The organism is Burkholderia sp. SJZ089 (assembly GCF_007828315.1).
Lineage (GTDB): Bacteria > Pseudomonadota > Gammaproteobacteria > Burkholderiales > Burkholderiaceae > Burkholderia > Burkholderia gladioli.
Window position 1 is genome coordinate 259,489 of sequence record NZ_VIUM01000011.1, and the last position, 22,672, is coordinate 282,160.

Annotated in this window: 20 protein-coding genes; 2 read left to right on the plus strand and 18 right to left on the minus strand. The window is 67.7% G+C overall.

Annotation, left to right across the window (positions count from 1 at the left end):
- The first annotated feature begins 319 nt into the window (after positions 1 to 319).
- Positions 320 to 802, plus strand: a complete 483-nt coding sequence (locus tag FB600_RS21605; protein ID WP_145757329.1) for a DciA family protein — start codon at positions 320 to 322, stop codon at positions 800 to 802.
- Between the two features lie 78 nt (positions 803 to 880).
- Here FB600_RS21605 and lpxC read toward each other — a convergent pair whose 3' ends face one another.
- The 18 genes from lpxC to coq7 all read right to left on the minus strand — a co-directional run bounded on the left by lpxC (position 881) and on the right by coq7 (position 21,046).
- Positions 881 to 1,798, minus strand: coding sequence for a UDP-3-O-acyl-N-acetylglucosamine deacetylase (gene lpxC, locus FB600_RS21610; protein WP_025096851.1), 918 nt, complete (start codon positions 1,796 to 1,798; stop codon positions 881 to 883).
- Positions 1,799 to 2,049: 251 nt separating this feature from the next.
- Complete coding sequence (locus FB600_RS21620) at positions 2,050 to 2,556, minus strand: peroxiredoxin (protein WP_013696556.1); 507 nt, start codon at positions 2,554 to 2,556, stop codon at positions 2,050 to 2,052.
- Positions 2,557 to 2,739: 183 nt separating this feature from the next.
- Positions 2,740 to 3,933, minus strand: coding sequence for a cell division protein FtsZ (gene ftsZ, locus FB600_RS21625; protein WP_013696555.1), 1,194 nt, complete (start codon positions 3,931 to 3,933; stop codon positions 2,740 to 2,742).
- A gap of 103 nt (positions 3,934 to 4,036) precedes the next feature.
- Positions 4,037 to 5,269, minus strand: coding sequence for a cell division protein FtsA (gene ftsA, locus FB600_RS21635; protein WP_013696554.1), 1,233 nt, complete (start codon positions 5,267 to 5,269; stop codon positions 4,037 to 4,039).
- Between the two features lie 25 nt (positions 5,270 to 5,294).
- Entirely contained in the window at positions 5,295 to 6,047 is a 753-nt protein-coding gene (locus tag FB600_RS21640; RefSeq protein WP_096749782.1) for a cell division protein FtsQ/DivIB, read from the minus strand.
- 19 nt (positions 6,048 to 6,066) lie between these two features.
- Entirely contained in the window at positions 6,067 to 7,008 is a 942-nt protein-coding gene (locus FB600_RS21645) for a D-alanine--D-alanine ligase (RefSeq protein WP_096749783.1), read from the minus strand.
- A gap of 1 nt (position 7,009) precedes the next feature.
- On the minus strand, positions 7,010 to 8,407 hold the full coding sequence (gene murC, locus FB600_RS21650) for a UDP-N-acetylmuramate--L-alanine ligase (RefSeq protein ID WP_145757330.1): 1,398 nt from the start codon (positions 8,405 to 8,407) through the stop codon (positions 7,010 to 7,012).
- A complete protein-coding gene (gene murG, locus FB600_RS21655; RefSeq protein ID WP_098181331.1) occupies positions 8,404 to 9,507 on the minus strand; it encodes an undecaprenyldiphospho-muramoylpentapeptide beta-N-acetylglucosaminyltransferase in 1,104 nt (367 codons plus the stop codon). The genes murC and murG overlap by 4 nt, the downstream gene beginning before the upstream one ends.
- A complete protein-coding gene (gene ftsW, locus FB600_RS21660) occupies positions 9,504 to 10,790 on the minus strand; it encodes a putative lipid II flippase FtsW (protein ID WP_013696549.1) in 1,287 nt (428 codons plus the stop codon). Before ftsW ends, murG begins: the two co-directional genes overlap by 4 nt.
- Complete coding sequence (murD, locus tag FB600_RS21665; protein WP_098181332.1) at positions 10,787 to 12,298, minus strand: UDP-N-acetylmuramoyl-L-alanine--D-glutamate ligase; 1,512 nt, start codon at positions 12,296 to 12,298, stop codon at positions 10,787 to 10,789. The genes ftsW and murD overlap by 4 nt, the downstream gene beginning before the upstream one ends.
- A 25-nt stretch (positions 12,299 to 12,323) precedes the next feature.
- A complete protein-coding gene (mraY, locus tag FB600_RS21670; RefSeq protein ID WP_013696547.1) occupies positions 12,324 to 13,493 on the minus strand; it encodes a phospho-N-acetylmuramoyl-pentapeptide-transferase in 1,170 nt (389 codons plus the stop codon).
- A 15-nt stretch (positions 13,494 to 13,508) separates the two neighbouring features.
- Positions 13,509 to 14,915, minus strand: a complete 1,407-nt coding sequence (gene murF, locus FB600_RS21675; protein ID WP_096749786.1) for a UDP-N-acetylmuramoyl-tripeptide--D-alanyl-D-alanine ligase — start codon at positions 14,913 to 14,915, stop codon at positions 13,509 to 13,511.
- The gene (locus FB600_RS21680; RefSeq protein ID WP_145757331.1) at positions 14,912 to 16,456 is read right to left on the minus strand and encodes a UDP-N-acetylmuramoyl-L-alanyl-D-glutamate--2,6-diaminopimelate ligase; all 1,545 of its coding nucleotides are present in this window, start codon (positions 16,454 to 16,456) and stop codon (positions 14,912 to 14,914) included. Before FB600_RS21680 ends, murF begins: the two co-directional genes overlap by 4 nt.
- The gene (locus FB600_RS21685; RefSeq protein WP_124093686.1) at positions 16,453 to 18,321 is read right to left on the minus strand and encodes a peptidoglycan D,D-transpeptidase FtsI family protein; all 1,869 of its coding nucleotides are present in this window, start codon (positions 18,319 to 18,321) and stop codon (positions 16,453 to 16,455) included. The genes FB600_RS21680 and FB600_RS21685 overlap by 4 nt, the downstream gene beginning before the upstream one ends.
- Complete coding sequence (gene ftsL, locus FB600_RS21690) at positions 18,318 to 18,653, minus strand: cell division protein FtsL (RefSeq protein WP_025096861.1); 336 nt, start codon at positions 18,651 to 18,653, stop codon at positions 18,318 to 18,320. Before ftsL ends, FB600_RS21685 begins: the two co-directional genes overlap by 4 nt.
- Entirely contained in the window at positions 18,650 to 19,591 is a 942-nt protein-coding gene (rsmH, locus tag FB600_RS21695) for a 16S rRNA (cytosine(1402)-N(4))-methyltransferase RsmH (protein ID WP_036048366.1), read from the minus strand. The genes ftsL and rsmH overlap by 4 nt, the downstream gene beginning before the upstream one ends.
- Positions 19,592 to 19,614: 23 nt before the next feature.
- On the minus strand, positions 19,615 to 20,043 hold the full coding sequence (gene mraZ, locus FB600_RS21700; RefSeq protein ID WP_013696541.1) for a division/cell wall cluster transcriptional repressor MraZ: 429 nt from the start codon (positions 20,041 to 20,043) through the stop codon (positions 19,615 to 19,617).
- A gap of 376 nt (positions 20,044 to 20,419) precedes the next feature.
- Positions 20,420 to 21,046 (minus strand): 2-polyprenyl-3-methyl-6-methoxy-1,4-benzoquinone monooxygenase, encoded by a 627-nt coding sequence (gene coq7, locus FB600_RS21705; RefSeq protein WP_098154577.1) that lies wholly within the window; start codon positions 21,044 to 21,046, stop codon positions 20,420 to 20,422.
- A 282-nt stretch (positions 21,047 to 21,328) separates the two neighbouring features.
- Between coq7 and FB600_RS21710 the strand changes: the two genes are divergently transcribed.
- Complete coding sequence (locus FB600_RS21710) at positions 21,329 to 22,507, plus strand: porin (protein ID WP_013696539.1); 1,179 nt, start codon at positions 21,329 to 21,331, stop codon at positions 22,505 to 22,507.
- The last annotated feature ends 165 nt before the right edge of the window (positions 22,508 to 22,672 follow it).

Below are 22,672 nucleotides of genomic sequence, written 5' to 3' on the forward strand. Positions count from 1 at the left end.
CGCCGGCCCCGGCGCGCCGAGCCTTGGCGGCTTAGCGTATGAGTGAATTCAAACGGGGAATTTTAGCACGCGCATTTAGGCAAGCCGGTGTCGCGCCGGCACCGACTTCGCGGGCCGCGACGCCCGGGCCGAAGCTGCCCGCGCCGCCATCGATATGCGGGCGGATCGGCGCCACCGCAAGAGGCGCCGCGAGGACATGGCGAGGGGCGACCGCAGGGTCATCGCGGGACCCGCCGCAAAACGATCCGGCCCCGTGGAAACGGCCGCCGGCCGCCGTTGCGCGCGGTACAATCCGGCCATTGCTCCCGCCTGTCCGTCCATGAACCGCTCCTCCAGGTACGCCCATCCGTCAGGCTTCGCGCGGCCGCAGGTCGCCGCCGACGTGCTCAAGCGCACCGACGCGTTCGCCGCGCTGCGCGCCGGCGTCGAGCAGGTCGCCTCGCTGCAGCGCGACCTGCGCGCGCTGCTGCCCGAGTACCTGACCAATCATGTCGATCCCGGCTCGATCAAGGACGGGGTGCTGACCCTGTTCGCGGGGCACAACGCGCTGGCCGCGCGGCTGCGGCAGGTCGCGCCGCGCCTGGTGGCCGACCTGCAGGCCCGCGGCTGGCACGTGGCGACGCTGAAGGTCCGGGTGCGCCCGCAGGATGCTCCCGAGCCGGTGCGGATCAAGCAGGCGCGCATGACGCCGGCCGGCGCCGAGGCACTGCGCGAACTGGCCGACAGCCTGCCGTCCTCGCCGCTGCAGAGCGCACTGGCGCGGATGGCCGCGCGCCACGCCAAGACAAAACCAACGCGCTGAAATCGCCGCCCTGCCGGCCCGAAACGCAAAAAAGGCAGCCGGAAGGCCGCCTTTTTCATTAGAACCCGCCGAAACCGCTCAGGCGAAGGCCGTCTGCGCCTCGAAACCAAAACCGCGCGGCGCGGCCTTCAGGTCATCGAACGTCACGATCTCGTAGGCGTCCTCGTGCGCGAGCAATTCACGCAGCAGCGCGTTGTTCAGGCCGTGGCCCGACTTGTAGGCCGTATACGAGGCCAGCAGCGGATGGCCGATCACGTAGAGATCGCCGATCGCGTCGAGCATCTTGTGCTTCACGAACTCGTCGTCGTAGCGCAGGCCGTCGTTGTTGAGGATGCGGTACTCGTCGAGCACGATCGCGTTGTCCATGCTGCCGCCGCGCGCGAGACCGAGCTCGCGCAGCATCTCGACCTCGTGCGCGAAGCCGAAGGTGCGGGCGCGGGCGATCTCGCGAACATACGAGGTGGTGCCGAAATCGACCTCGAGTTCCTGGCCGGTCTTGTCGACGGCCGGATGGCGGAAGTCGATGGTGAACTTGAGCTTGAAGCCGAAGTAGGGATCGAGTCGCGCGAACTTGTCGCCGTCGCGGATCTCCACCCGGCGCTTGACCTGGATGAAGCGCTTCGGCGCGTTCTGTTCCTCGATGCCGGCCGACTGGATCAGGAACACGAAGGACGCGGCGCTGCCGTCCATGATCGGGATTTCCTCGGCGGTCACGTCAACGTAGAGATTGTCGATGCCGAGACCGGCGCAGGCCGACATCAGGTGCTCGATGGTCGAGACGCGCGCGCCGTCCTTCTGCAGCACCGAGGCCAGGCGCGTGTCGCCGATCGCCAGCGGCTTGGCCGGGATCTCGACCGGCGTGGCCAAATCGACGCGCGTGAAAACAATCCCCGTGCCCGCTGCGGCCGGACGGAGCGTCAGTTCGACCTTGCGGCCCGAGTGGACGCCAATGCCGACGGTCTTCACGATCGATTTGATGGTTCGCTGCTTCAACATGGTGTTGTGCTTCTTGATTGAAGTTATCAATCAGGACTTTTATTCGATAGACGAGAGTATAGCGCAAAACGACAGGCCGGGTTGCGCCGAATGTCGTATCAACTGTTTCTGCACGTTACCCCTGCAAGGCACGCACAGGTCAAGAAAGACGGGCCGGCGCCCGGAACGGAGGCGTTCCCGGACGACGGCCCGTGTTGCGGCACCCTTTTATGCGACGCGTTGCCGCGACGCAACGTGCGGCGCGAAGCGCGTCAGCGCTTCACGGCCGCCAGGATGCTTGCCGCGTCGCTGACTTCGAACTTGCCCGGTGCCTCGACGGCCAGCGTCTTGACCACGCCGTCGTCGACCACCATCGCGTAGCGCTGGGAACGGATTCCCATGCCGCGCGCGGACAGATCCTGCGTAAGCCCCAGTGCATGAGTGAAGGCTGCGCTGCCGTCCGCGATCATGCGCACCTTGCCCGCGGTGTGCTGATCCCGTCCCCAAGCGCCCATCACGAATGCGTCGTTGACGGACACGCACCAGATCTCGTCGATGCCGGCCGCGCGGAACGCGTCGAACTGCTCGACATAACCCGGTACATGCTTCGCCGAACAGGTCGGCGTGAACGCGCCCGGCAATCCGAAGATCACCACGCGCTTGCCCGCCGTCTGTTCACGCACGTCGAGCGCATTCGGCCCGAGCGTGCAGCCCTCGCGCGCTTCGTCGACGAATTCGAAGACTTGTGCGTCGGGCAGCGTGTCGCCTGCTTGAATCATGACTGGTCCTTCATTGCGATGCGGTTGCGGGTGACGTAACCGACAGGGACGGCAAGGCCCATCCCGCCTCGAGAATGCGAAGAGGGCAGCTGACCCGGCCCGGCGTCGACAGCGACGCGGCCTGTTGCGGTTGCGTTCAACCCGTCAGGTCGGCTGGCCGCGCGAGCGGCCGGCCTGCCCCTGTCAGTCGGCCTGCTTGCGCAGGAAGGCCGGGATATCGTACGTGTCGACGCCCTTTTCCTGCAGCGCCTGCACGTGCGACGCCGCCGTCTCACGCGAATTGCGCCAGACCGCCGGCGTGTCGAGCGCGCCGTAGTCCGACGTATTCACGTGCGCCGGCGCGTAGCTGTGGCCGACCGCGCCAACCGGCTGGTTGTCGGTGCCGGTGCGCAGCAGCGTCATCGGCGTGGTCTGCTGCTTCTTCGCGGCACGGCCCAGGCCGGTGGCGACCACCGTCACGCGCAGCGCATCGCCCATCGCGTCGTCGTAGACCGCGCCGAAGATCACGGTCGCGTCTTCCGCGGCGTAGCTCTTGATGGTGTTCATCACTTCGCGCGTTTCCGACAGACGCAGCGAACGGCTCGAGGTGATGTTGACCAGCACGCCGCGCGCGCCCGACAGGTCCACGCCTTCCAGCAGCGGGCTCGCGACCGCCTGCTCGGCGGCCAGGCGCGCGCGATCGACGCCCGCAACCGTCGCGGTGCCCATCATCGCCTTGCCCTGCTCGCCCATCACCGTCTTCACGTCCTCGAAGTCGACGTTGACCAGGCCGTCGACATTGATGATCTCGGCGATACCGGCCACGGCGTTGTTGAGCACGTCGTCGGCGCACTGGAAGCACTTGTCCATCTCGGCGTCGTCGCCCATCACGTCGAACAGCTTGTCGTTGAGCACCACGATCAGCGAATCGACGTGATCCTCGAGCTGCTGCGCGCCGGCCTCGGCCACGCGCATGCGCTTGCCGCCCTCGAACTCGAACGGCTTGCTGACGACACCCACCGTCAGGATGCCCATTTCCTTGGCGATCTGCGCCACCACCGGCGCGGCGCCCGTGCCGGTGCCGCCGCCCATGCCGGCGGTGATGAACACCATGTGAGCGCCGCGCAGCGAATCGGCGATGCGCTCACGCGCCTCTTCCGCCGCCGCACGACCCATGTCCGGCTTCGCGCCAGCGCCCAGGCCGGTGTTGCCGAGCTGGATCACGTTCGGTGCGCGCGAGCGCGAGAGCGCCTGCGCGTCGGTGTTCATGACGACGAAATCGACGCCCTGGACACCACGGTTGATCATGTGCGCCACGGCGTTGCCGCCCGCGCCACCGACCCCGATCACCTTGATGATGGTGCCGTTGGTCTCGGTTTCCAGCATTTCGAATTCCATTGTTGCCTCCGTCAAGAAAGATAAAGCTGCTCGGCCGTTATCCGGCAGGAGATCGGGCAACCCCCTGTCCGCGCGCCGGCCGCCGGCACCGGCGCTAAAACCCTTAGAAATTGCTCAGGAACCAGTCCTTCATGCGCGTGAAGATCTGCCCCGCGGAACCGGATTGCACGGCGACCTTGCGCCCGCGCATCCGCTGCGCGCTGCCTTCCACCAGCAGCCCCATCGCCGTCGAGTAGCGCGGATTGCGCACCACGTCGGCCAGGCCGCCCGCGTATTCCGGCGCGCCGATGCGCACCGGTTTGAGGAAGATGTCCTCGCCGAGTTCGACCATGCCCGGCATCATCGCAGCACCGCCGGTCAGCACGACACCGGAACTCAGTAACTCTTCGTAACCCGACTCGCGCACCACCTGCTGCACCAGCGAGAACAGCTCCTCGACGCGCGGCTCGATGACGGCCGCCAGCGCCTGGCGCGACAGCGTGCGCGGGCCGCGCTCGCCGAGCCCCGGCACCTCGACCATCTCGTCCGGGTCGGCCAGCGCCTGCTTGGCGATGCCGTGGCTGACCTTGATGTCCTCCGCGTCCGGCGTCGGCGTGCGCAGCGCCATCGCGATGTCGCTGGTGATCTGGTCGCCGGCGATCGGGATCACCGCGGTATGGCGGATCGCGCCTTCGGCGAAGATCGCGATGTCGGTGGTGCCGCCGCCGATGTCGACCAGCACCACGCCGAGATCCTTCTCGTCCTCGGTCAGCACCGCCAGCGACGACGCCAGCGGCTGCAGGATCAGGTCGTTCACTTCCAGCCCGCAGCGGCGCACGCACTTGACGATGTTCTGCGCGGCGCTGACCGCGCCCGTCACGATGTGCACCTTCACCTCGAGGCGGATCCCGCTCATGCCGATCGGCTCGCGCACGTCCTCCTGGCCGTCGATGATGAATTCCTGGGTCAGGATGTGCAGCACCTGCTGGTCGGTCGGGATGTTGATCGCCTTGGCGGTCTCGATCACGCGCGCCACGTCGGTCTGGGTGACCTCCTTCTCCTTGATCGCCACCATCCCGCTCGAGTTGAAGCTGCGGATGTGGCTGCCGGCGATCCCCGTGAACACGTTCGTGATCTTGCAGTCGGCCATCAGCTCGGCTTCCTCGAGCGCGCGCTGGATCGACTGCACGGTGGCCTCGATGTTCACCACCACGCCTTTCTTGAGACCTTTCGACTCGCTCTGGCCAAGCCCGATCACCTCGTAGTGGCCCTCGCCTTTCAGCTCCGCCACGACGGCCACGACCTTCGACGTGCCAATGTCGAGGGCAACCAGCAGATCCTTGTAGTCTTTGCTCATAAGTGCTCTTGCGTGTGATGTCTTGTTACTTTTTGGCCTTGTCGGCGTCGCTCAGGAAGCGCATGTTCGCCGCCCGGATCGCAAAACCGTTCGGATAACGCAGGTCCGCGTACTCGATGTCCTTGCCCCAGCGTTGCGTCACGGCCGGCCACGCGGCGACCAGCCGTTGCGCGCGATCCGGCAGCGTGTCGCCATTGCGCTCGCGACCGAATTCGATCTCCATGCCGTTGGCCAGCTTCACCGTCCAGGCGTAGCGCGAGGACAGGCTCACCTCCTCGGGCGCCGAGTCGAGCGGCGCGAGCCACTTCGCGAAGTCGCGATAGCGCTGCACCACCTCCCTCGCGCTGCCGTCCGGTCCGTCGAAGGCCGGCAGTTCCTCGTCGAGTTCGCCCTGGTTGGCCGTGAACAGCTCGCCGTCGGTGCTGACCAGCTGGTCGCTGCCCCAGGTACCCAGCGGCTTGTACTCCTCCAGCGTGACAGCCAGCGCGTTCGGCCAGACCCGCCGCACGCTGGCGTGGCGCACCCACGGCATCTGCTCGAACGCGACGCGCGCGGTGTCGAGATCGACCGTGAAGAAATTGCCCTTCAGCCGGCCGACCACGCCGGCGCGCACGGTCGGCGCATTGATGTGCTCGGTGTCGCCGTCGATCAGGATCGTCCGCAGCGCGAACGCCGGGCGCTGGATCAGCCAGTAGCAGCCCGCCGCCGCGCAACCGAGCAGCAGCAGCGCGTAGAGCGCGCTGGCCGCGAGGTTGAGTTGGCGAACGTTGTTCCACATGGTTGCGTCCCGTGTTCCGTCAGTCTTCGAGCGTCATGGCCAGCACCTTCACCACCAGCTCCGAGTAGCTGATGCCGACCGCGCGCGCAGCCTTGGGCGGCAGCGAGTGGTCGGTCATGCCCGGCGCGGTGTTGACTTCCAGGAAATACGGGTTGCCCGCCGCGTCGAGCATGAAGTCGGCGCGGCCCCAGTCGGTGCAGCCCAGCACGTCGAAGGCGCGGCGCGCCAGACGCTTGAGTTCGGCTTCGCGCCCGGCCTCGATGCCGCAAGGAATCAGGTATTGCGTGTCGTCGGCGATGTACTTCGCGTGGTAGTCGTAGAACTCGCCGGCCGGCACGATGCGGATCACCGGCAGGTCCAGGTCGCCGGCGATGCAGGCGGTGTACTCGCCGCCGCCCTCGATGCTCTTCTCGACCAGCACGATCTTGTCGTGCCGCGCGGCCTCGTCGAGCGCGGCAGGCAGCGCCGCCGCGTCCTTGACCTTGATCACCGCCACGCTCGAGCCCTCGCTTGCCGGCTTCACGAACAGCGGCAGGCCCAGCTTCGCGACGATTTCCGGCGCGCGCGCGGCGTAGTCGTCGCCGCGCAGCACCACCTCGAACGGCGGCGTGGGGATGCCGGTCTGCTGCCAGACCAGCTTGGTGCGGAACTTGTCGAGGCCGAGCGCCGAGCCGAGCACGCCGGTGCCGGTGTAGCGGATGCCGTAGAAGTCGAGCGCGCCCTGGATCTGGCCGTTCTCGCCGTAGCCGCCGTGCAGCGCGTTGAAGGCGCGCACATAACCCTCGTCCTTGAGCGCGGCCAGCGGCCGCTCGGACGGATCGAACGGATGCGCGTCGATGCCGGCCTCGCGCAGCCCCTGCACGACCAGCGTGCCTGATTTCAGCGATACCTCGCGCTCGGCGGACACGCCGCCCAACAGTACCGCCACCTTGCCGAAACGTTTCGGATCGATCCCGCTCATGTCATCCCTTCTGTTGCTGTTGCTGCGCGATCCGGCCCGGCACCCCGCCGATCGACCCCGCGCCCATCGTGATCACCACATCGCCCGCGCGCACCACCTGGGCGAGCGCGGCCGGGACCTCGTCGACGCCGGCCACGAAGCTCGGATCGACCCGGCCGATCTCGCGCAGCGCACGCGACAGGGCCTCGCCGCTGGCGGTCGGGATCGCCGCCTCGCCGGCCGCGTAGACCTCGGTCAGCACCAGCGCGTCGACGGTCGACAACACGTTGACGAAATCCTCGAAGCAGTCGCGCGTGCGCGTATAGCGATGCGGCTGGAACGCCAGCACCAGCCGGCGGCCCGGGAACGCCCCGCGCGCCGCGGCGATGGTGGCCGCCATCTCGACCGGGTGATGGCCGTAGTCGTCGATCAGCGTGTAGCTGCCGCCGTCGGCCGCGGCGAGTTCGCCGTAGCGCTGGAAGCGCCGGCCCACGCCGTTGAAATCGGCCAGCGCCTGCTGGATCGCCGCGTCCGCCACACCGAGATCGGTGGCGATCGCGATCGCCGCCAGCGCGTTCTGCACGTTGTGCAGCCCCGGCAGGTTCAGCACCACCGGCAGCGGCGCATGGCCGTCGCGGATCACCGTGAAGTGCATGCGGCCGTCGCGCGCATCGACCTGCTCGGCCCGCACCTCGGCGTCGGGCGACAGGCCATAGCGCACCACCGGCTTGGAAATGAAGGGAATGATCTGGCGCACGTTCGGATCGTCGACGCAGACCACCGCGCTGCCGTAGAACGGCAGCCGCTGGGTGAACTCGATGAAGGCCTGCTTCAGGCGCGCGAAATCGTGCCCGTAGGTATCCATGTGGTCTTCATCGATGTTGGTGATCACCTCGATGACGGGATACAGGTTCAGGAACGAGGCATCCGACTCGTCCGCCTCGGCCACGATGAAGTCGCCCGAGCCGAGCCGCGCGTTGGCGCCGGCGCTGATCAGGCGGCCGCCGATCACGAAGGTCGGGTCCAGGCCGCCCGCGGCCAGCACGCTGGCCACCAGGCTGGTGGTGGTGGTCTTGCCGTGGGTGCCGGCGATCGCGATGCCCTGCTTCAGGCGCATCAGCTCGGCCAGCATCACCGCGCGCGGCACGATCGGCACGCGCAGCCGGCGCGCGGCCAGCACCTCGGGATTGTCCGAGCGCACCGCGGTGGACACCACCACGGCGTTCGCCCCCTCGATATTGGCCGCGTCGTGGCCGATCGCCACGTGCGCGCCGAGCGCCTCGAGCCGCTCGGTCACGGCATTGCGCGACAGGTCGGAGCCGCTGACCTGGTAGCCGAGATTGACCAGCACCTCGGCGATGCCGCTCATGCCGGCGCCGCCGATGCCGACGAAATGGATGTGTTTGACGATGTGTTTCATGACTTCGATTCCAGGTTCGCGCCCGCGGCCTGCGCGCACGCGCGCGCGACCACATCGGTGGCATCGGGCTTCGCGAGCGAGCGCGAACGTTCGGCCATCTGCGCGAGCGAGTCGCGCGTCTGGCCGCGCAACCAGTCGGCGAGCAGCTCGGCCGACAGGTCGCGTTGTTGTACGAGGACCGCCGCGCCCTGGTCGGCCAGGAAGGCGGCGTTGGTGGTCTGGTGATCGTCGACCGCGTGCGGGAACGGCACGAACAGGGCGGCTACGCCCACCGCGGCGATCTCCGAGACCGTCATCGCGCCGGAGCGGCAGATCACCAGGTCGGCGTTCGCATAGGCCGCGGCCATGTCGTCGATGAAGGGCAGCAGCTCGACGTTCTGGCCGGCCGCGAGCCCCGCCGCGTCGTAGTTCGCGCGCAGCGCGTCGATGTGCTTGGCGCCGGCCTGGTGCACCACCCGCGGGCGGCTTTCGGGCGAGAGCAGCGCCAGCGCGCGCGGCACCACTTCGTTGAGCGCGGCCGCGCCCAGGCTGCCGCCCACCACCAGCAGGCGCAGCGAACCGCTGCGCGCGGCGTAGCGCGTGGCCGGCGGCGCGCAGTGCGCGAGCTCGTCGCGAATCGGGTTGCCGGTCCACTCGGCCTTCGGCAAGGCGCCGGGGAAAGCCACCAGCACGCGCCGGGCCAGCTTGGCCAGCACCTTGTTGGCCAGGCCGCCGACCGAATTCTGCTCGTGCAGCACCAGCGGGCGGCCGGTGAGCGCCGTCATCACGCCAGCCGGGAAGGTGATGTAGCCGCCCATGCCGAGCACCACGTCGGGCTGCACGCGGCGCAACGCGCCGAGGCTCTGCGCGCAGGCGCGCAGCAGGTTGAAGGGCAGCGTCAGCTTGGTCTTCAGGCCCTTGCCGCGCAGCCCGCCGAAGCGCACCGGCTCCATCGGGATGCCGTGCTTGGGCACCAGGCTCGCTTCCATGCCGGCTGGATTGCCGAGCCACACCACGCGCCAGCCCTGCGCCTCCATCCGATGGGCGACGGCCAGCCCCGGGAACACATGGCCCCCGGTGCCGCCCGCCATCACCATCAGCGTGCGCGGTTTGGCGCTCATATCTTGCCTCCGCGCATCAGCACCCGGTTCTCGTAGTCGACGCGCAGCAGCACCGCCAGCGAGATGCAGTTGAGCAGGATGCCCGAGCCGCCGTAGCTGACCAGCGGCAGCGTGAGGCCCTTGGTCGGCAGCAGGCCGAGGTTCACGCCCATGTTGATGAAGGCTTGCGCGCCGAACCAGATGCCGACGCCCTTGGCCATCAGCCCCGCGAAGGTACGGTCGAGCGCGAGCGCCTGGCGGCCGATCTCGAAGGCCCGGCGCACGATCCAGTAGAACAGCAGGATCACCACCAGCACGCCGACGAAGCCGAGCTCCTCGCCGATCACGGCGAGGATGAAGTCGGTATGCGCCTCGGGCAGGTAGTTGAGCTTCTCGACGCTGCCGCCCAGGCCGACGCCGAACCACTCGCCGCGACCGAAGGCGATCAGCGAGTGGGTGAGCTGGTAGGCCTTGCCCTGCGCGTAGCGCTCGTCCCAGGGATCGAGATAGGCGAAGATCCGCTCGCGCCGCCAGGGCGAGAGCCAGACCAGCATCGTGAAGGTGCCGACCGCGGTGGCCACCAGGCCGCCGAACAGCTTGCCGTTCACGCCGCCGAGGAACAGCACGCCCATCGCGATCGCGGCCACCACCATGAAGGCGCCCATGTCGGGTTCGAGCAGCAGCAGCATGCCGACCAGGCCGACCGCGGCCGCCATCGGCATGAAGCCCTTGGCGAAGCTCTGCATGTACTCCTGCTTGCGCACCGTGTAGTTGGCCGCGTAGATCGTCACCGCGAGCTTCATGATCTCGGACGGCTGCATGTTGGTGATGCCCAGCGGAATCCAGCGGCGCGCGCCGTTCACGCCCTTGCCGACGTGCGGCACCAGCACGATCGCCAGGGCCACCAGCGCCAACAGGAACAGGTGCGGCGCGTACTTGTCCCAGGTCGCGATCGGCACCCGAAACGCGAACACGGCCGCCACGAAGGCGACCGTCAGCGACACGATATGGCGCAGCAGGAAGGCGTAGTCGTGATAGGCGGCGTACTTCGGCGAATCGGGCATCGCGATCGACGCCGAATAGACCATCACCACGCCGAGCCCGAGCAGGGCGATCGCCACCCACATCAGCGAGTAGTCGAAGTCGAGCATGCGCGAGCGCGTCGGGCGCACCCCGCCGAGGCCGGCGGCCAGGCCGCTGGCGGCCGATGCGGCGCGGCCGGTGGCGGCGCGGGCGACGGAGGCGGCGCCGCCGGCCTCGCGCTGGCCGATGAAACGGGAGACGAAACGGTCGGACCAGCTCATAGCGTCGTACCTCGATCGAGTGCGATGTCCTCGAGTGCGCTGCGGAACACGGCGGCGCGATGCGCGTAGCCGGTGAACATGTCGAAGCTCGCGCAGGCCGGCGACAGCAGCACCACGTCGCCGGGCTCGGCCATCATGCTGGCGGCCTGCACGGCCGCCTCGAGCGTGGCGTGCTCGACCAGCGGCACGCCGGTCTCGGCGAGCGCCTCGCGAATCAGCGGCGCGTCGCGGCCGATCAGCATCACGGCCCGGCACCAGCGCGCCACGGGCGCCGCGAGCGGCGCGAACGCCTGGCCCTTGCCGTCGCCGCCGGCGATCAGCACGGTGCGTTGCGCCAGGCCGTCGAGCGCGGCGACCGTCGCGCCGACATTGGTGCCCTTGCTGTCGTCGACGTAGTCGACCCCGTCGAGCGAGGCGATCAGCTCGACGCGATGGGCTTCGCCGCGGTATTCGCGCAGGCCGTGCAGCAGGGCGGCGGGCGGCAGCTCGATCGCGCGCGCCAGTGCGAATGCGGCCAGCGCGTTCGCGGCGTTGTGCAGGCCGCGGATGCGCAGCGCGTCGGCCGGCATCAGCCGCTTGGAAACCAGGTTCGGCGCGGCGGCGGCCTCGGCCTTGCGGCGACGCGGCGAGACCGGTTCGTCGTTGCCGTCGCGATCGACCGCTTCCACCAGCCAGTTGATGCCGTTGTCGCGCGCGAGGCCGTAATCGCCCTCGCGGCTCGGCTCGTCCAGGCCGAAGGTGACGACACGCGGCGCGTCGGCGGCGGCCGCCGGCGGCACGAACTTCATGACTTCAGCGTCGCCGCGGTTGAGCACGCGTACCGTGCGCGGCCCGAAGATGCGGCCCTTGGCGGCCGCATAGGCTTCGAAACCGCCATGCCAGTCGAGGTGATCCTGCGTGATGTTGAGCACGGCGGCCGCGTCGGGCGCGAAGCTTTCCGCGCTGTCCAGCTGGAAGCTCGACAGCTCGAGCACCCACACGTCCGGCAGCGCGGCCGCGTCGATCGCGGCCGACAGCTTGTCGAGCATGGCCGGGCTGATATTGCCCGCCACCGCCACCGAGCGCCCGGCGCGTTCGCAGAGCAGCCCGGTCAGGCTGGTGGTGGTGGTCTTGCCATTGGTGCCCGTGATCGCCAGCACCTTGGGCGCGTAACCGTTCGCGGCCAGCGCCGCCAGTGCGCGCGCGAAGAATTCGAGTTCGCCCCACACCGGAATGCCGCGTTCGCGCGCGGCCGCCAGCAGCGCGGCCAAGGCGGGCTCCTGCGGCGACAGGCCCGGGCTCAGGGCGACCAGTTCGATGCCACCGTCGAGCAGGGCGGGCGAGAACGAACCGCCGACGAATTCCGCCTCGGCGACGGCCTCGCGCAGCGCGGCAAGATTCGGCGGCGCCTCGCGCGTATCCGCGATCCGCAGCGGACAGGCGTGCCTCGCGCACCAACGCGCGATCGCGAGACCCGATTCACCGAGCCCCAGCACCAGCACCATCGGCCGTTGCCGATCTCCAAACATCTCGCCAGACATCCTTGCTATCCCTTTACCGCAGCTTGAGGGTGGACAAACCGAACAGACAGAGCATCAGGGTGATGATCCAGAAACGCACCACCACCTGCGTTTCCTTCCAGCCGGACAATTCGAAATGGTGATGCAGCGGCGCCATCTTGAAGATGCGGCGCCCTTCGCCGTAGCGGCGCTTGGTGTACTTGAACCAGGTGACCTGCAGCATCACGGAGAGCGTTTCGGCGACGAAGATCCCGCCCATGATGAACAGCACGATTTCCTGGCGCACGATCACCGCCACCGTGCCGAGCGCGCCGCCCAGCGCCAGCGCGCCGACGTCGCCCATGAACACCTGCGCGGGGTGCGTGTTGTACCAGAGGAAGGCGAGGCCCGCGCCGCCCATCGCCGAGCAGAAGATCAGCAACTCGCCGGCGCCGGGGATGTGCGGGAACAGCAGATATTTCGAATAGACCGAGCTGCCCATCACGTAGGCGAAGATGCCCAGCGAGGAACCCACCAGCACCACCGGCATGATCACCAGGCCGTCGAGGCCGTCGGTGAGGTTGACGGCATTGCTCGCGCCGACGATCACCAGGTAGGTCAGCGCGATGAAGCCCCACACGCCGAGCGGATAGCTGATCGACTTGAGGAAGGGCAGCATCAGGTCGGCGCGCGCCGGCAGGCCCATCGACAGGCCGCTGCGCACCCAGGCCATGAACAGGTCGAACACGCGCACGTTGCTGGCTTCCGAGACGCTGAAGGCGAGGTAGACCGCCGCGAACAGCCCGATCAGCGATTGCCAGAAATACTTCTCCTTCGACGACATGCCGCGCGGGTCCTTGTGGACCACCTTGCGGTAGTCGTCGACCCAGCCGACCACGCCGAAGCCGAAGGTGACCAGCATCACGATCCAGATGAAACGGTTGGTCAGGTCGCCCCACAGCAGGGTCGCGACCGCGATGCCGATCAGGATCAGCACGCCGCCCATGGTCGGCGTGCCCGATTTCACCAGGTGCGTCTGCGGGCCGTCCTTGCGCACGGCCTGGCCGACCTTCATTTCGGTCAGCTTGCGGATCACCCAGGGGCCACAGACCAGGCCGATGCCCAGCGCGGTGATGGTGGCCATCACCGCACGGAACGTCAGGTATGTGAACAAGCGCAAAAAGCTTGCGTCACCTTGCAGCCATTGCGCCAGCGCCAGCAACATTGCTTACTTTCCTTCTCAGTGTGCGCCGGGCGTCACGCCCGGCGCGGGTTGGTTCGTCAGCGCGTCGACCACGCGCTCCATGCGCGTATAGCGCGAGCCCTTCACCAGCACCGTCGCCGCCGCGCCGAAGCCGGCCGCGTCGAGGGCCGCGAGCAGCGCGCCGACATCGTCGAAATGCCGGGCCGTGTCGCCATAGGCCGCGCAGGCGTCGCGCGTGGCATCGCCCGTCGCATACAGCGCGTCGATGCCGCGTTCGCGCGCGTAGGCGCCGATCTCGCGATGGAAGGCCGGCCCTTCGTCGCCAACCTCGCCCATCTCGCCGATCACCAGCACGCGCGGCGAGGCCTGCTGGGCCAGCACGTCGATCGCGGCCCGCATCGAATCGGGGTTCGCGTTGTAGGTGTCGTCGATCAGCATCGCGCCCGCCAGCGAGCCAACGGCCGCGCGCTTGACCTGCAGGCGCCCCTTCACCGGCTCGAAGGCTTCCAGGCCGGTGCGGATCGCCTCGAGCGCGACGCCGGAGGCGAGCGCCGCGGCCGTGGCCGCCAACGCGTTGCGGGCGTTGTGCGCGCCAAGCGCCTGCAGGCGCACCTCGACGCGGCCGGCCGGCGTCTCGATCGCCAGCACGCCGCCCGACATGGTTCCGGTCACGGCGGCAGCCGTGCTTCGGTCCGCGTCGTTCAGCGCGAAATCGAGGATCGCGTTGCCGGTCGCCGCGACGCGCCAGATGCCCGCGTACTTGTCGTCGGCCGGAAACACCGCGACGCCGTCCGGCGCCAGCGCGTGGATCACCGACGCGTGTTCCAGCGCGACCGCCTCGACGGTCGCCATGAATTCCTGGTGCTCGCGCTGCGCGTTGTTCACCAAGGCGACCGTCGGCGCGGCGATCTTCGCGAGCGTCTGCGTCTCGCCGGGATGGTTCATCCCCAGTTCGATCACGGCGAGCCGGTGTGCGGCGCTCAGGCGCAACAGCGTCAGCGGCAGGCCGATGTCGTTGTTGAAGTTGCCGGCCGTCGACAGGCGAGCGTCGATGCCGACCGCGGCCGCGAAGATCGAGGCGATCATCTCCTTGACCGTGGTCTTGCCGTTGCTGCCGGTCACCGCCACCAGCGGGATCGCGAAACGCTGGCGCCAGCCGTGCGCCAGCGCGCCCAGCCCCAGGCGCGTATCGGCCACCTGCAGTTGCGGCAGCGAGGCCGGCGCGCCTTCGCGCGACACCAGCGCCGCGTTCGCGCCGCGCGCGGCCACGTCGGCCAGGAAGTCGTGCGCGTCGAAACGCTCGCCCTTGAGCGCGACGAACAGGTCGCCCTCGCCCACGCTGCGGCTGTCGGTGGACACGCGCGAGAACGAGACGTTCCCGTCGCCCGTCACGATGGCGCCCGGAATCAGCGCGGCGGCCTGCTGGAGCGTCAGCATCGTCATTCACCGCCTCCATGCGCCTGCGTCGCGCGTGCGGCCAATGCCAGCCGCGCGTGATCCTGATCCGAGAACTCCCGCTTCTTGCCCATGATTTCCTGTGTTGCCTCGTGTCCCTTGCCGGCCAGCAGCACCACGTCCTCGCGCGCGGCGCCTCGCACCGCCTGCAGGATCGCGCTGGCGCGGTCCTCGATGCGCAGCGCGGCGGCGGGCGTCTTCATGCCGGCCACGATCTGCTCGAGGATCGCCAGCGGCGGCTCGCTGCGCGGGTTGTCGCTGGTCACCACCACGCGATCGGCGAGCCGCTCGGCGATGCCGCCCATCAGCGGACGCTTGGTCGCGTCGCGATCGCCGCCGCAGCCGAACATGCAGACCAGCGCGCCGCCGCGTGCCTCGGCGATCGGCCGCAAGGCCTCGAGCGTCTTCTCCAGCGCATCCGGCGTGTGGGCGTAATCGACCACCACCAGCGGTTCGTCGTTGGCGACCCGGCCGCCGAGCCGCTGCATGCGGCCATTGACCGACTCGAGCCTGCGCAGTTCGGTCAGCGCAGCCTCGAACGGCACGTCGGCGACCAGCAGCGTGCCGAGCACGGCCAGCAGGTTACTGACATTGAACAGGCCGAGCGTGCCGACCTCGACCTCGGCCGAACCCCATGAGGATTCGAGCCGGAACGCCGTGCCCGTCGCGGTCGCGCGCACCTCGTGCACGATCAGTTGGCGATCGGCCTCGGGCGCATCGGCGCGCTCGTCGATGCCGTAGGCGACGGTGCGCACGCGCCCCGCCAGCGTGGCGAGCAGGCGGGCGCCTGCCGCGTCGTCGCGATTGACCACGGCATGGCGCAGCCCGCGCCAGGCGAACAGCTTCGCCTTGGCGGCTTCGTAGGCCTCGAAGGTCCGGTGGTAGTCGAGATGATCCTGGGTCAGGTTGGTGAACACGGCGACGTCGAAGGCGGTGCCGTTGACGCGGCCCTGCTGCAGCGCGTGCGAGGACACCTCCATGGCCACCGCCTTGGCGCCCTCGTCGCGCAGTTGCGCGAGGCTGCGCTGCAATTGCGGCGCATCGGGCGTGGTGAAGCCGGTCGCGACCAGGCGTCCCGGCATGCCGCTGCCGAGCGTGCCGATCACCGCGCAGGGGGTGCGCAACGCGCTCAGCGCGGTGGCGATCCATTGCGTGCAGGAGGTCTTGCCGTTGGTGCCCGTCACACCGACCGCGAACATCGCGTCGCTCGGGTCGCCGTACCAGCCGCTGGCGATCTCGCCGGCCAACGCGCCGAGATCCGGCACCGCGTGCGTGACGGTGGGGTCGAGAGCGTCGATCGCGAAACCGTCGGGCTGCACCAGCACGGCCGCCGCGCCGCGCGCCAGCGCACCGGCGATATGCGAGCGGTTGTCGACACCGTCCACGGCATAGGCCAGGAACACGTCGCCCGCCTGCACGGCGCGCGAATCGGAATACAGGTTCGCGCCGGGCTGTGCATGCGCGCGCAGCCACGCGAGCGCGGCTGCGATGGTGGAGTGCGCCGGATGGGAACTGCGGACGGCGCTCATCGAACGACTCCTGGGCGATTGTGTGCCGAACTCGACACGCTGAGATGGCTCGCGGGCAGCGCGGCCAGCTTCTGCGCGCCGGCGGATTTCGGTGCGCCGGGCGCCGGCGCCGTGTCGTCGGACACCACCAGCTGCTTGACCGGCATGTTGGGCGGCACGTTCAGCGCGCGCAGCGTATCGCCGACGATCGCCGAGAACACGGGCCCCGAAACCTGGCCGCCGAAGTGGCTGCCCGCGGTCGGTTCGTCGACCGACACGGCGACCACGATGCGCGGATTCGGCATCGGCGCCATGCCCACGAAGGAGGCGCGGTACTTCTTGTGGTCGTAACCGCGGCCGACCTGCTTGTAGGCCGTGCCGCTCTTGCCGCCGACGCGATAGCCCGGCACCGCCGCGTCGGGCGAGGTGCCGTTCTTGGTGACCACGCTCTCCAGCATCTCGCGCACTTCGCGCGCGGTGGTCGGCGAAAACACCTGCGGGCCTTGCGGCGGCTGGGTCTCGCTGGCCTTGAAGATCGACAGCGGCATCAGTTCGCCGTCGTGCGCGATCGCCGTGTAGGCATGCGCGAGCTGGAACAGCGAGACCGACAGGCCATAACCGTAGGACATGGTGGCCTGCTCGATGCGGCGCCAGCTCTTCCAGGGCCGCAGGCGGCCCGCCGCCGCGCCGGGAAAACCGACCTTCGGCGCCTGGCCGAGACCGATGCTGGTATACATATTCCACATTTCCTCGGGCCGCATCGTCATGGCGATCTTGGTCGCGCCGATGTTGCTCGATTTCTGGATCACGCCGCCCACCGTCAGCACGCCGAAACCGGCATCGTCCGAGATCGGCGCGCCGTCCAGCACGAAATGGCCGTTGCCGGTGTCGACCAGCGTGGTCGGCGAGACGCGATGCAAGTCCAGCGCGAGCGACACCGTGAACGGCTTCATGATCGAGCCGGGCTCGAACACGTCGGTCAGCACGCGGTTGCGCAACTGCTCGCCGGTCAGGTGCGAACGGTCGTTCGGGTTGTAGGTCGGGTAGTTGACCAGCGACAGCACCTCGCCGGTGCGCACGTCGACCACGATCGCCGCGCCGGCCTTGGCGTGGAACTTGTCGACGGCGGCCTTCAGGTTCGCGTAGGTGATGTACTGGATCTTGCTGTCAATCGAGAGGTCGACGTCGGTGCCGTTGTGCGGCGGCATCTGCTCGTCGACATCCTCGACGATATGCCCGACGCGATCCTTGATCACGTGGCGGCTGCCCGGGATGCCGGCCAGCATCTTCTGGTCGGCCAGCTCGACGCCTTCCTGCCCCTCGTCCTCGACGTTGGTGAAGCCGATCAGGTGGGCCGTGATCTCCCCTTCCGGGTAGAAACGCTTGTATTCGTTGCGGGCGTAGATGCCGGGGATATCGAGCGCGGCGACCTTGTCGGCCACCTCGATCGGCACCTGTCGCTTCACGTAGACGAAGCTCTTGTCCTCGGACAGCTTGCGGCGCAGCTCGGTCGAGCTCATGTCGAGCAACTGGCCGAGCTGGGTGAGCTTGTCGGCGCCGAGATCGTCCGGCACCGATTCGGGAATCGCCCAGATGGCGCGCACCGGCAGGCTGGTGGCCAGCACCAGTCCGTTGCGGTCGAGGATCTTGCCGCGCGTGGCCGGCAATTCGAGCGTGCGCTGATAACGGCTCTCGCCCTGCTTCTGGTAGAAGGCGTTGCCGGGACCCTGGATCCAGAAGGCGCGCGCGGCCAGGGCCACGAAGGCCATGAACAGCATGAAGACCACCAGCTTCGAGCGCCACATCGGCAGGTGCACCGACAGCACCGGGCTCGACGCGAACTTGACGCTCGATTTCGCGCTCGACTTCGACTGGCGCTGTTTCATCGTCCGCTCCCCGGGCCGCCGGCCGCGGCCGAACTCGGCAGCGGCGCGTCGACGGCCTTCGCGGCGCCGTTGGGCAGCGTCAGGTACTGGGTGCGGCCGGTCACGATCGGCTGCATCTTGAGCGAATCGTTGGCGAGCTGTTCGATACGCGACGTCTTGGACAACGCGCTCTGCTGATACTGCAACTGCGCGTAGTCCTGCTGGAGCTGGTGCTCCTGCGATTGCGCGCGCTGCAACTGGAAGAAGATCTGGCGCTGCTGGTTGGTCGAGTTGACCACCGACAAGGCGCAGCCCATCACGATGATCAGCAGGAAGATGTTGAGGCGGTTCATGGCGCGACGCGCTCCGCGATGCGCATCACGGCGGACCGGGCGCGCGGATTGGCGGCGACTTCGGCCTCGCCCGGGAACTTGCGTCCGAGCAGCTTCAGGGGCGGCGAAGGGAGGTCGACTGCACGGATCGGCAGGCGGCGGTCGACCGCCGGCGCACTCGCGTGCGCCTGCATGAAACGTTTGACGATCCGATCCTCGAGCGAATGAAAGCTGATCACGACCAGCCGCCCCCCTTGCTCCAACGACGACAACGCGGACTCTAGAACGACCTGCAGGTCCGCAAGCTCTTGATTGACGTGAATCCGTATAGCCTGAAAGGTGCGGGTTGCCGGATCCTTGCCTTTCTCACGTGTCTTGACGGCGTGACCCACGATTTGGGCAAGCTCGCCCGTGCTGTCGAGGGGCCCGAGACGATCGGATTCTGCCCGGCGAGCAACAAGCGCCTTTGCAATCTGAAAAGCAAACCGTTCTTCCCCATAATCTCGTATCACCTCCGTCAGTTCCTGCAGCGACGCGCGGGCCAGCCAGTCGGCCGCCGATTCGCCACGTGTCGTGTCCATCCGCATGTCGAGCGGGCCGTTCGCGCGAAAACTGAAACCGCGCTCGGGATCGTCGATCTGCGGCGAGGACACGCCCAGATCCAGCAACACGCCCGTCACGCGACCCACGCCACGTTCGGCCAGCGCGCCGCCGAGCGACGCAAAACTGTCATGCACGATCGAGAAGCGCGTATCGCCGATTCGGCTGGCCGTCTCGATCGCCAGCGGATCCTTGTCGAAAGCGATCAGCCGGCCGCCTTCCGCCAGCCGGTCGAGCACCAGGCGGCTATGGCCGCCGCGACCGAAGGTGCCGTCGACATAGATGCCGTCGGGCCGCGTCACGAGCGCGTCCACCGCCTCGTCGAGCAGCACCGTGCGGTGCTGGAATTCGTTTCCCATCGCGGGCGTCTCCGTCACCGCAATCAGAACGTGAAGTTCTTCAGCGCATCGGGCATGCCCTGCGCCATCGCCGCCTGCTCCTTCGCGGTGTAGGTCTGCGAATCCCACAGCTCGAAGTGACTACCCATTCCCAACAACATGACTTCCTTTTCCAGCCCGGCTGCCATGCGCAGCTCGGGCGATACGAGAATCCGGCCCGCGCTGTCGAGATCGACATCCGACGCGTTGCCGAGAAAAATGCGGCGCCACCAGTGCGCGTCCATCGGCAGCGCGGCAATCTTGGCGCGGAATACCTCCCATTCGGGACGCGGAAACAGCAACAGGCAGCCGTCCGGGTGCTTGGTCACAGTCACCCGTCCTTCTGCCTGTCCTTGCAGCGCTTCGCGATAGCGAGACGGCACCGACATCCGTCCTTTCGCATCGAGCGTCAGCGCCGACGCCCCTTGGAACACTTTCCGCTCTCCCGATCGGGGTGCCTCGGCACCCGCCCAATTGGCTCAGAATCTACCCGGAACCGCTCTTTGGATCACACAAAAATACACTTTCTCACACTGTCTCCCACTTTAGAGGAAGGGTCAGGGACGGTCAAGGGAGGCCGACGATTTTTTGACGAATTTTGTTAGTTAGAACAAGGACTTACGTGCAAGTCCTCAAGCCGACCCTCAAACCAAAACTCGTTATAAATTAATGAGCTAGTGCAACTTGTGAATGTGATACGTGAATAGTCGCGCGCAAGGCGGTGTGAGGGCGGGGGTTCAGCGGGCGGGAAAGTCCGGATTTTCGGGGTGGGACGGTGGACGCGGCAACCGCCGCGCCCCACCGTGGATGCTACAGATAGTAGGCAGTCCTCGTCATGACCTTCGAGGCGGCCCGCATCAGCCAGCGAGCCGGCATCGGCAGCTCGGCGCCGCCCGCGTCGGCGGCGGTGCGGCCGTGTTTGGCCTCGTCGTCACGCATCTGCTCGACGATCGCGCGCGAGGCCGCATCGCCGCTCGGCAGCTCGGACAGATGGCTGTCCAGGTGTCGCTCGACCTGGCGCTCCGTCTCGGCCATGAAGCCCAGGCTTGCCCTGTCGCCGAGCCGCCCGGCCACCAGGCCGATCGCGAGCGCCCCGCCGTACCAGAGCGGGTTGAGCAGGCTCGGCCGCGAGTCCAGCGAGCGCAGCCGCTGCATGGTCCAGGCGAGGTGATCCTCCTCCTCGCGCGCCGATTCCTCGAACAGCGCCTTCAGCGACGGCGACGAGGTTGACAGCTTCTGCGCCTGGTACAGCGCCTGCGCGCAGACCTCGCCGACATGGTTGACGCGCATCAGCCCGGCCGCGTGCTTGCGCGCCTCGGCATCCAGTTCCTGCGACGTGTCGTCGGCCGGCACCGGCAAGGGACGCGTCATGCGACTCACGCCCGCGATCGCTCGCAGGCCCCGGTCGAATTCATTGATCAGTTCATCGAACAGCATTCGCTACCTCCGGTCAGCCGCCCCGCGGCAGGCATTTCGTCAGTTGTTTGTTGCAGTTACTGAACCGATTCTGCCGCGAACATTGCGGTAAACCCCCGATTTTAACCATTGTTGCCAAAAGGAAACATGAGTCGGCTCACGCCGGGGCTTTTGCTTTTTCGTGAAAAAGCCTTGCGCTACAGTACGACCGGCTACTCAGAAGTGCGGCGGGGCACCCGATCAATGAAAAAACCATACGCCCCGCCAGATAAAAATCATTCTGTAATCCTTGGAGATCGTTGAATGAAAAAGTCGCTTCTCGCGCTCGTCGCGCTGAGTGCGTTTGCTGGCGCGGCCCACGCGCAGAGCAGCGTCACGCTGTACGGCATCATCGATGCCGGCATTCTCTTCAACAACAATGCGAATGGCGCCCGGCAGTGGCAACAGTCGAGCGGCGTGCTGCAGGGCAGCCGCTGGGGCCTGAAAGGCGCCGAGGATCTCGGCGGCGGGCTGAAGGCCATCTTCGTGCTCGAAAACGGCTTCAGCATCTCGAGTGGCGCGCTCGGCCAGGGTGGCGCCATGTTCGGCCGCCAGGCCTACGTCGGCCTGTCGAGCGATTCGCTGGGCAAGGTCACGCTGGGTCGCCAATACGACTCGGTGGTCGACTACACCGGCGCGCTCGCCACCGGCAGCCAGTGGGCGGGTTATATCGGCGCGCATCCGGGCGACCTCGACAACATGAACAACGCCAACCGCGTCAACAACGCGGTCAAGTACACCAGCCCGGTGTACGGCGGCTTCCAGTTCGGCGGCCTGTACAGCCTGGGCGGCGTGGCCGGCCAGCCGGGCCGCAACCAGATCTTCTCGGTCGGTGCCGGCTACAACAACGGCCCGCTCGCCCTGGGCGTCGGTTACGTGAACGCGCGCAACCCGAACTACTCGTTCTTCGGCAGCAACCCGAACGCGAACACGGCCACCTCGACCTCGGGCCTGAACATGACGAGCCCGGTCTACCGCGGCTACGCCTCGGCCAACACGCTCGAGATCGTCGCTGCGGCCGGCGCCTACTCGATCGGCGCGGCAACGCTCGGTGTCACCTACAGCTACACGCGCTTCGACGCGGTCGGCTCGACCGGCGGCACGGGCCTGAACCCGCTGAACCTGCGCGGCGACGCCGTGTTCAACAACGTCGAAGCGAACTTCAAGTACCAGCTGACTCCGGCGCTGCTGGCCGGTATCGCCTACGACTACACGCGCGGCTCGAAGGTCAACGGCCAGTCGGCGGCGCAGTATCACCAGGTGAACCTGGGCGTCGACTACTTCCTGTCCAAGCGCACCGATCTGTATGCGATCGGCGTCTATCAACACGCGCTCGGCTACGATTCGACCGGCAACCGCGCGGTCGCGTCGATCAACAACATCACGGCCTCGGCCACGCCGAACCAGGTAGCCGCCCAGGTCGGCATCCGTCACAAGTTTTGACGAACAAGCTTGGAATAACGATACGTAGCAGACTCGAAGGCGCCCCGCGGGGCGCCTTTTTTCTTGGCCATGACCCGTCCTGAAATAGGTTGACACTTTTTCGACGAATCGAAGAGGTGGCAAGTGGGGCAAGGGATCAAGCGGACGCAGCGCGACTACAGCCTG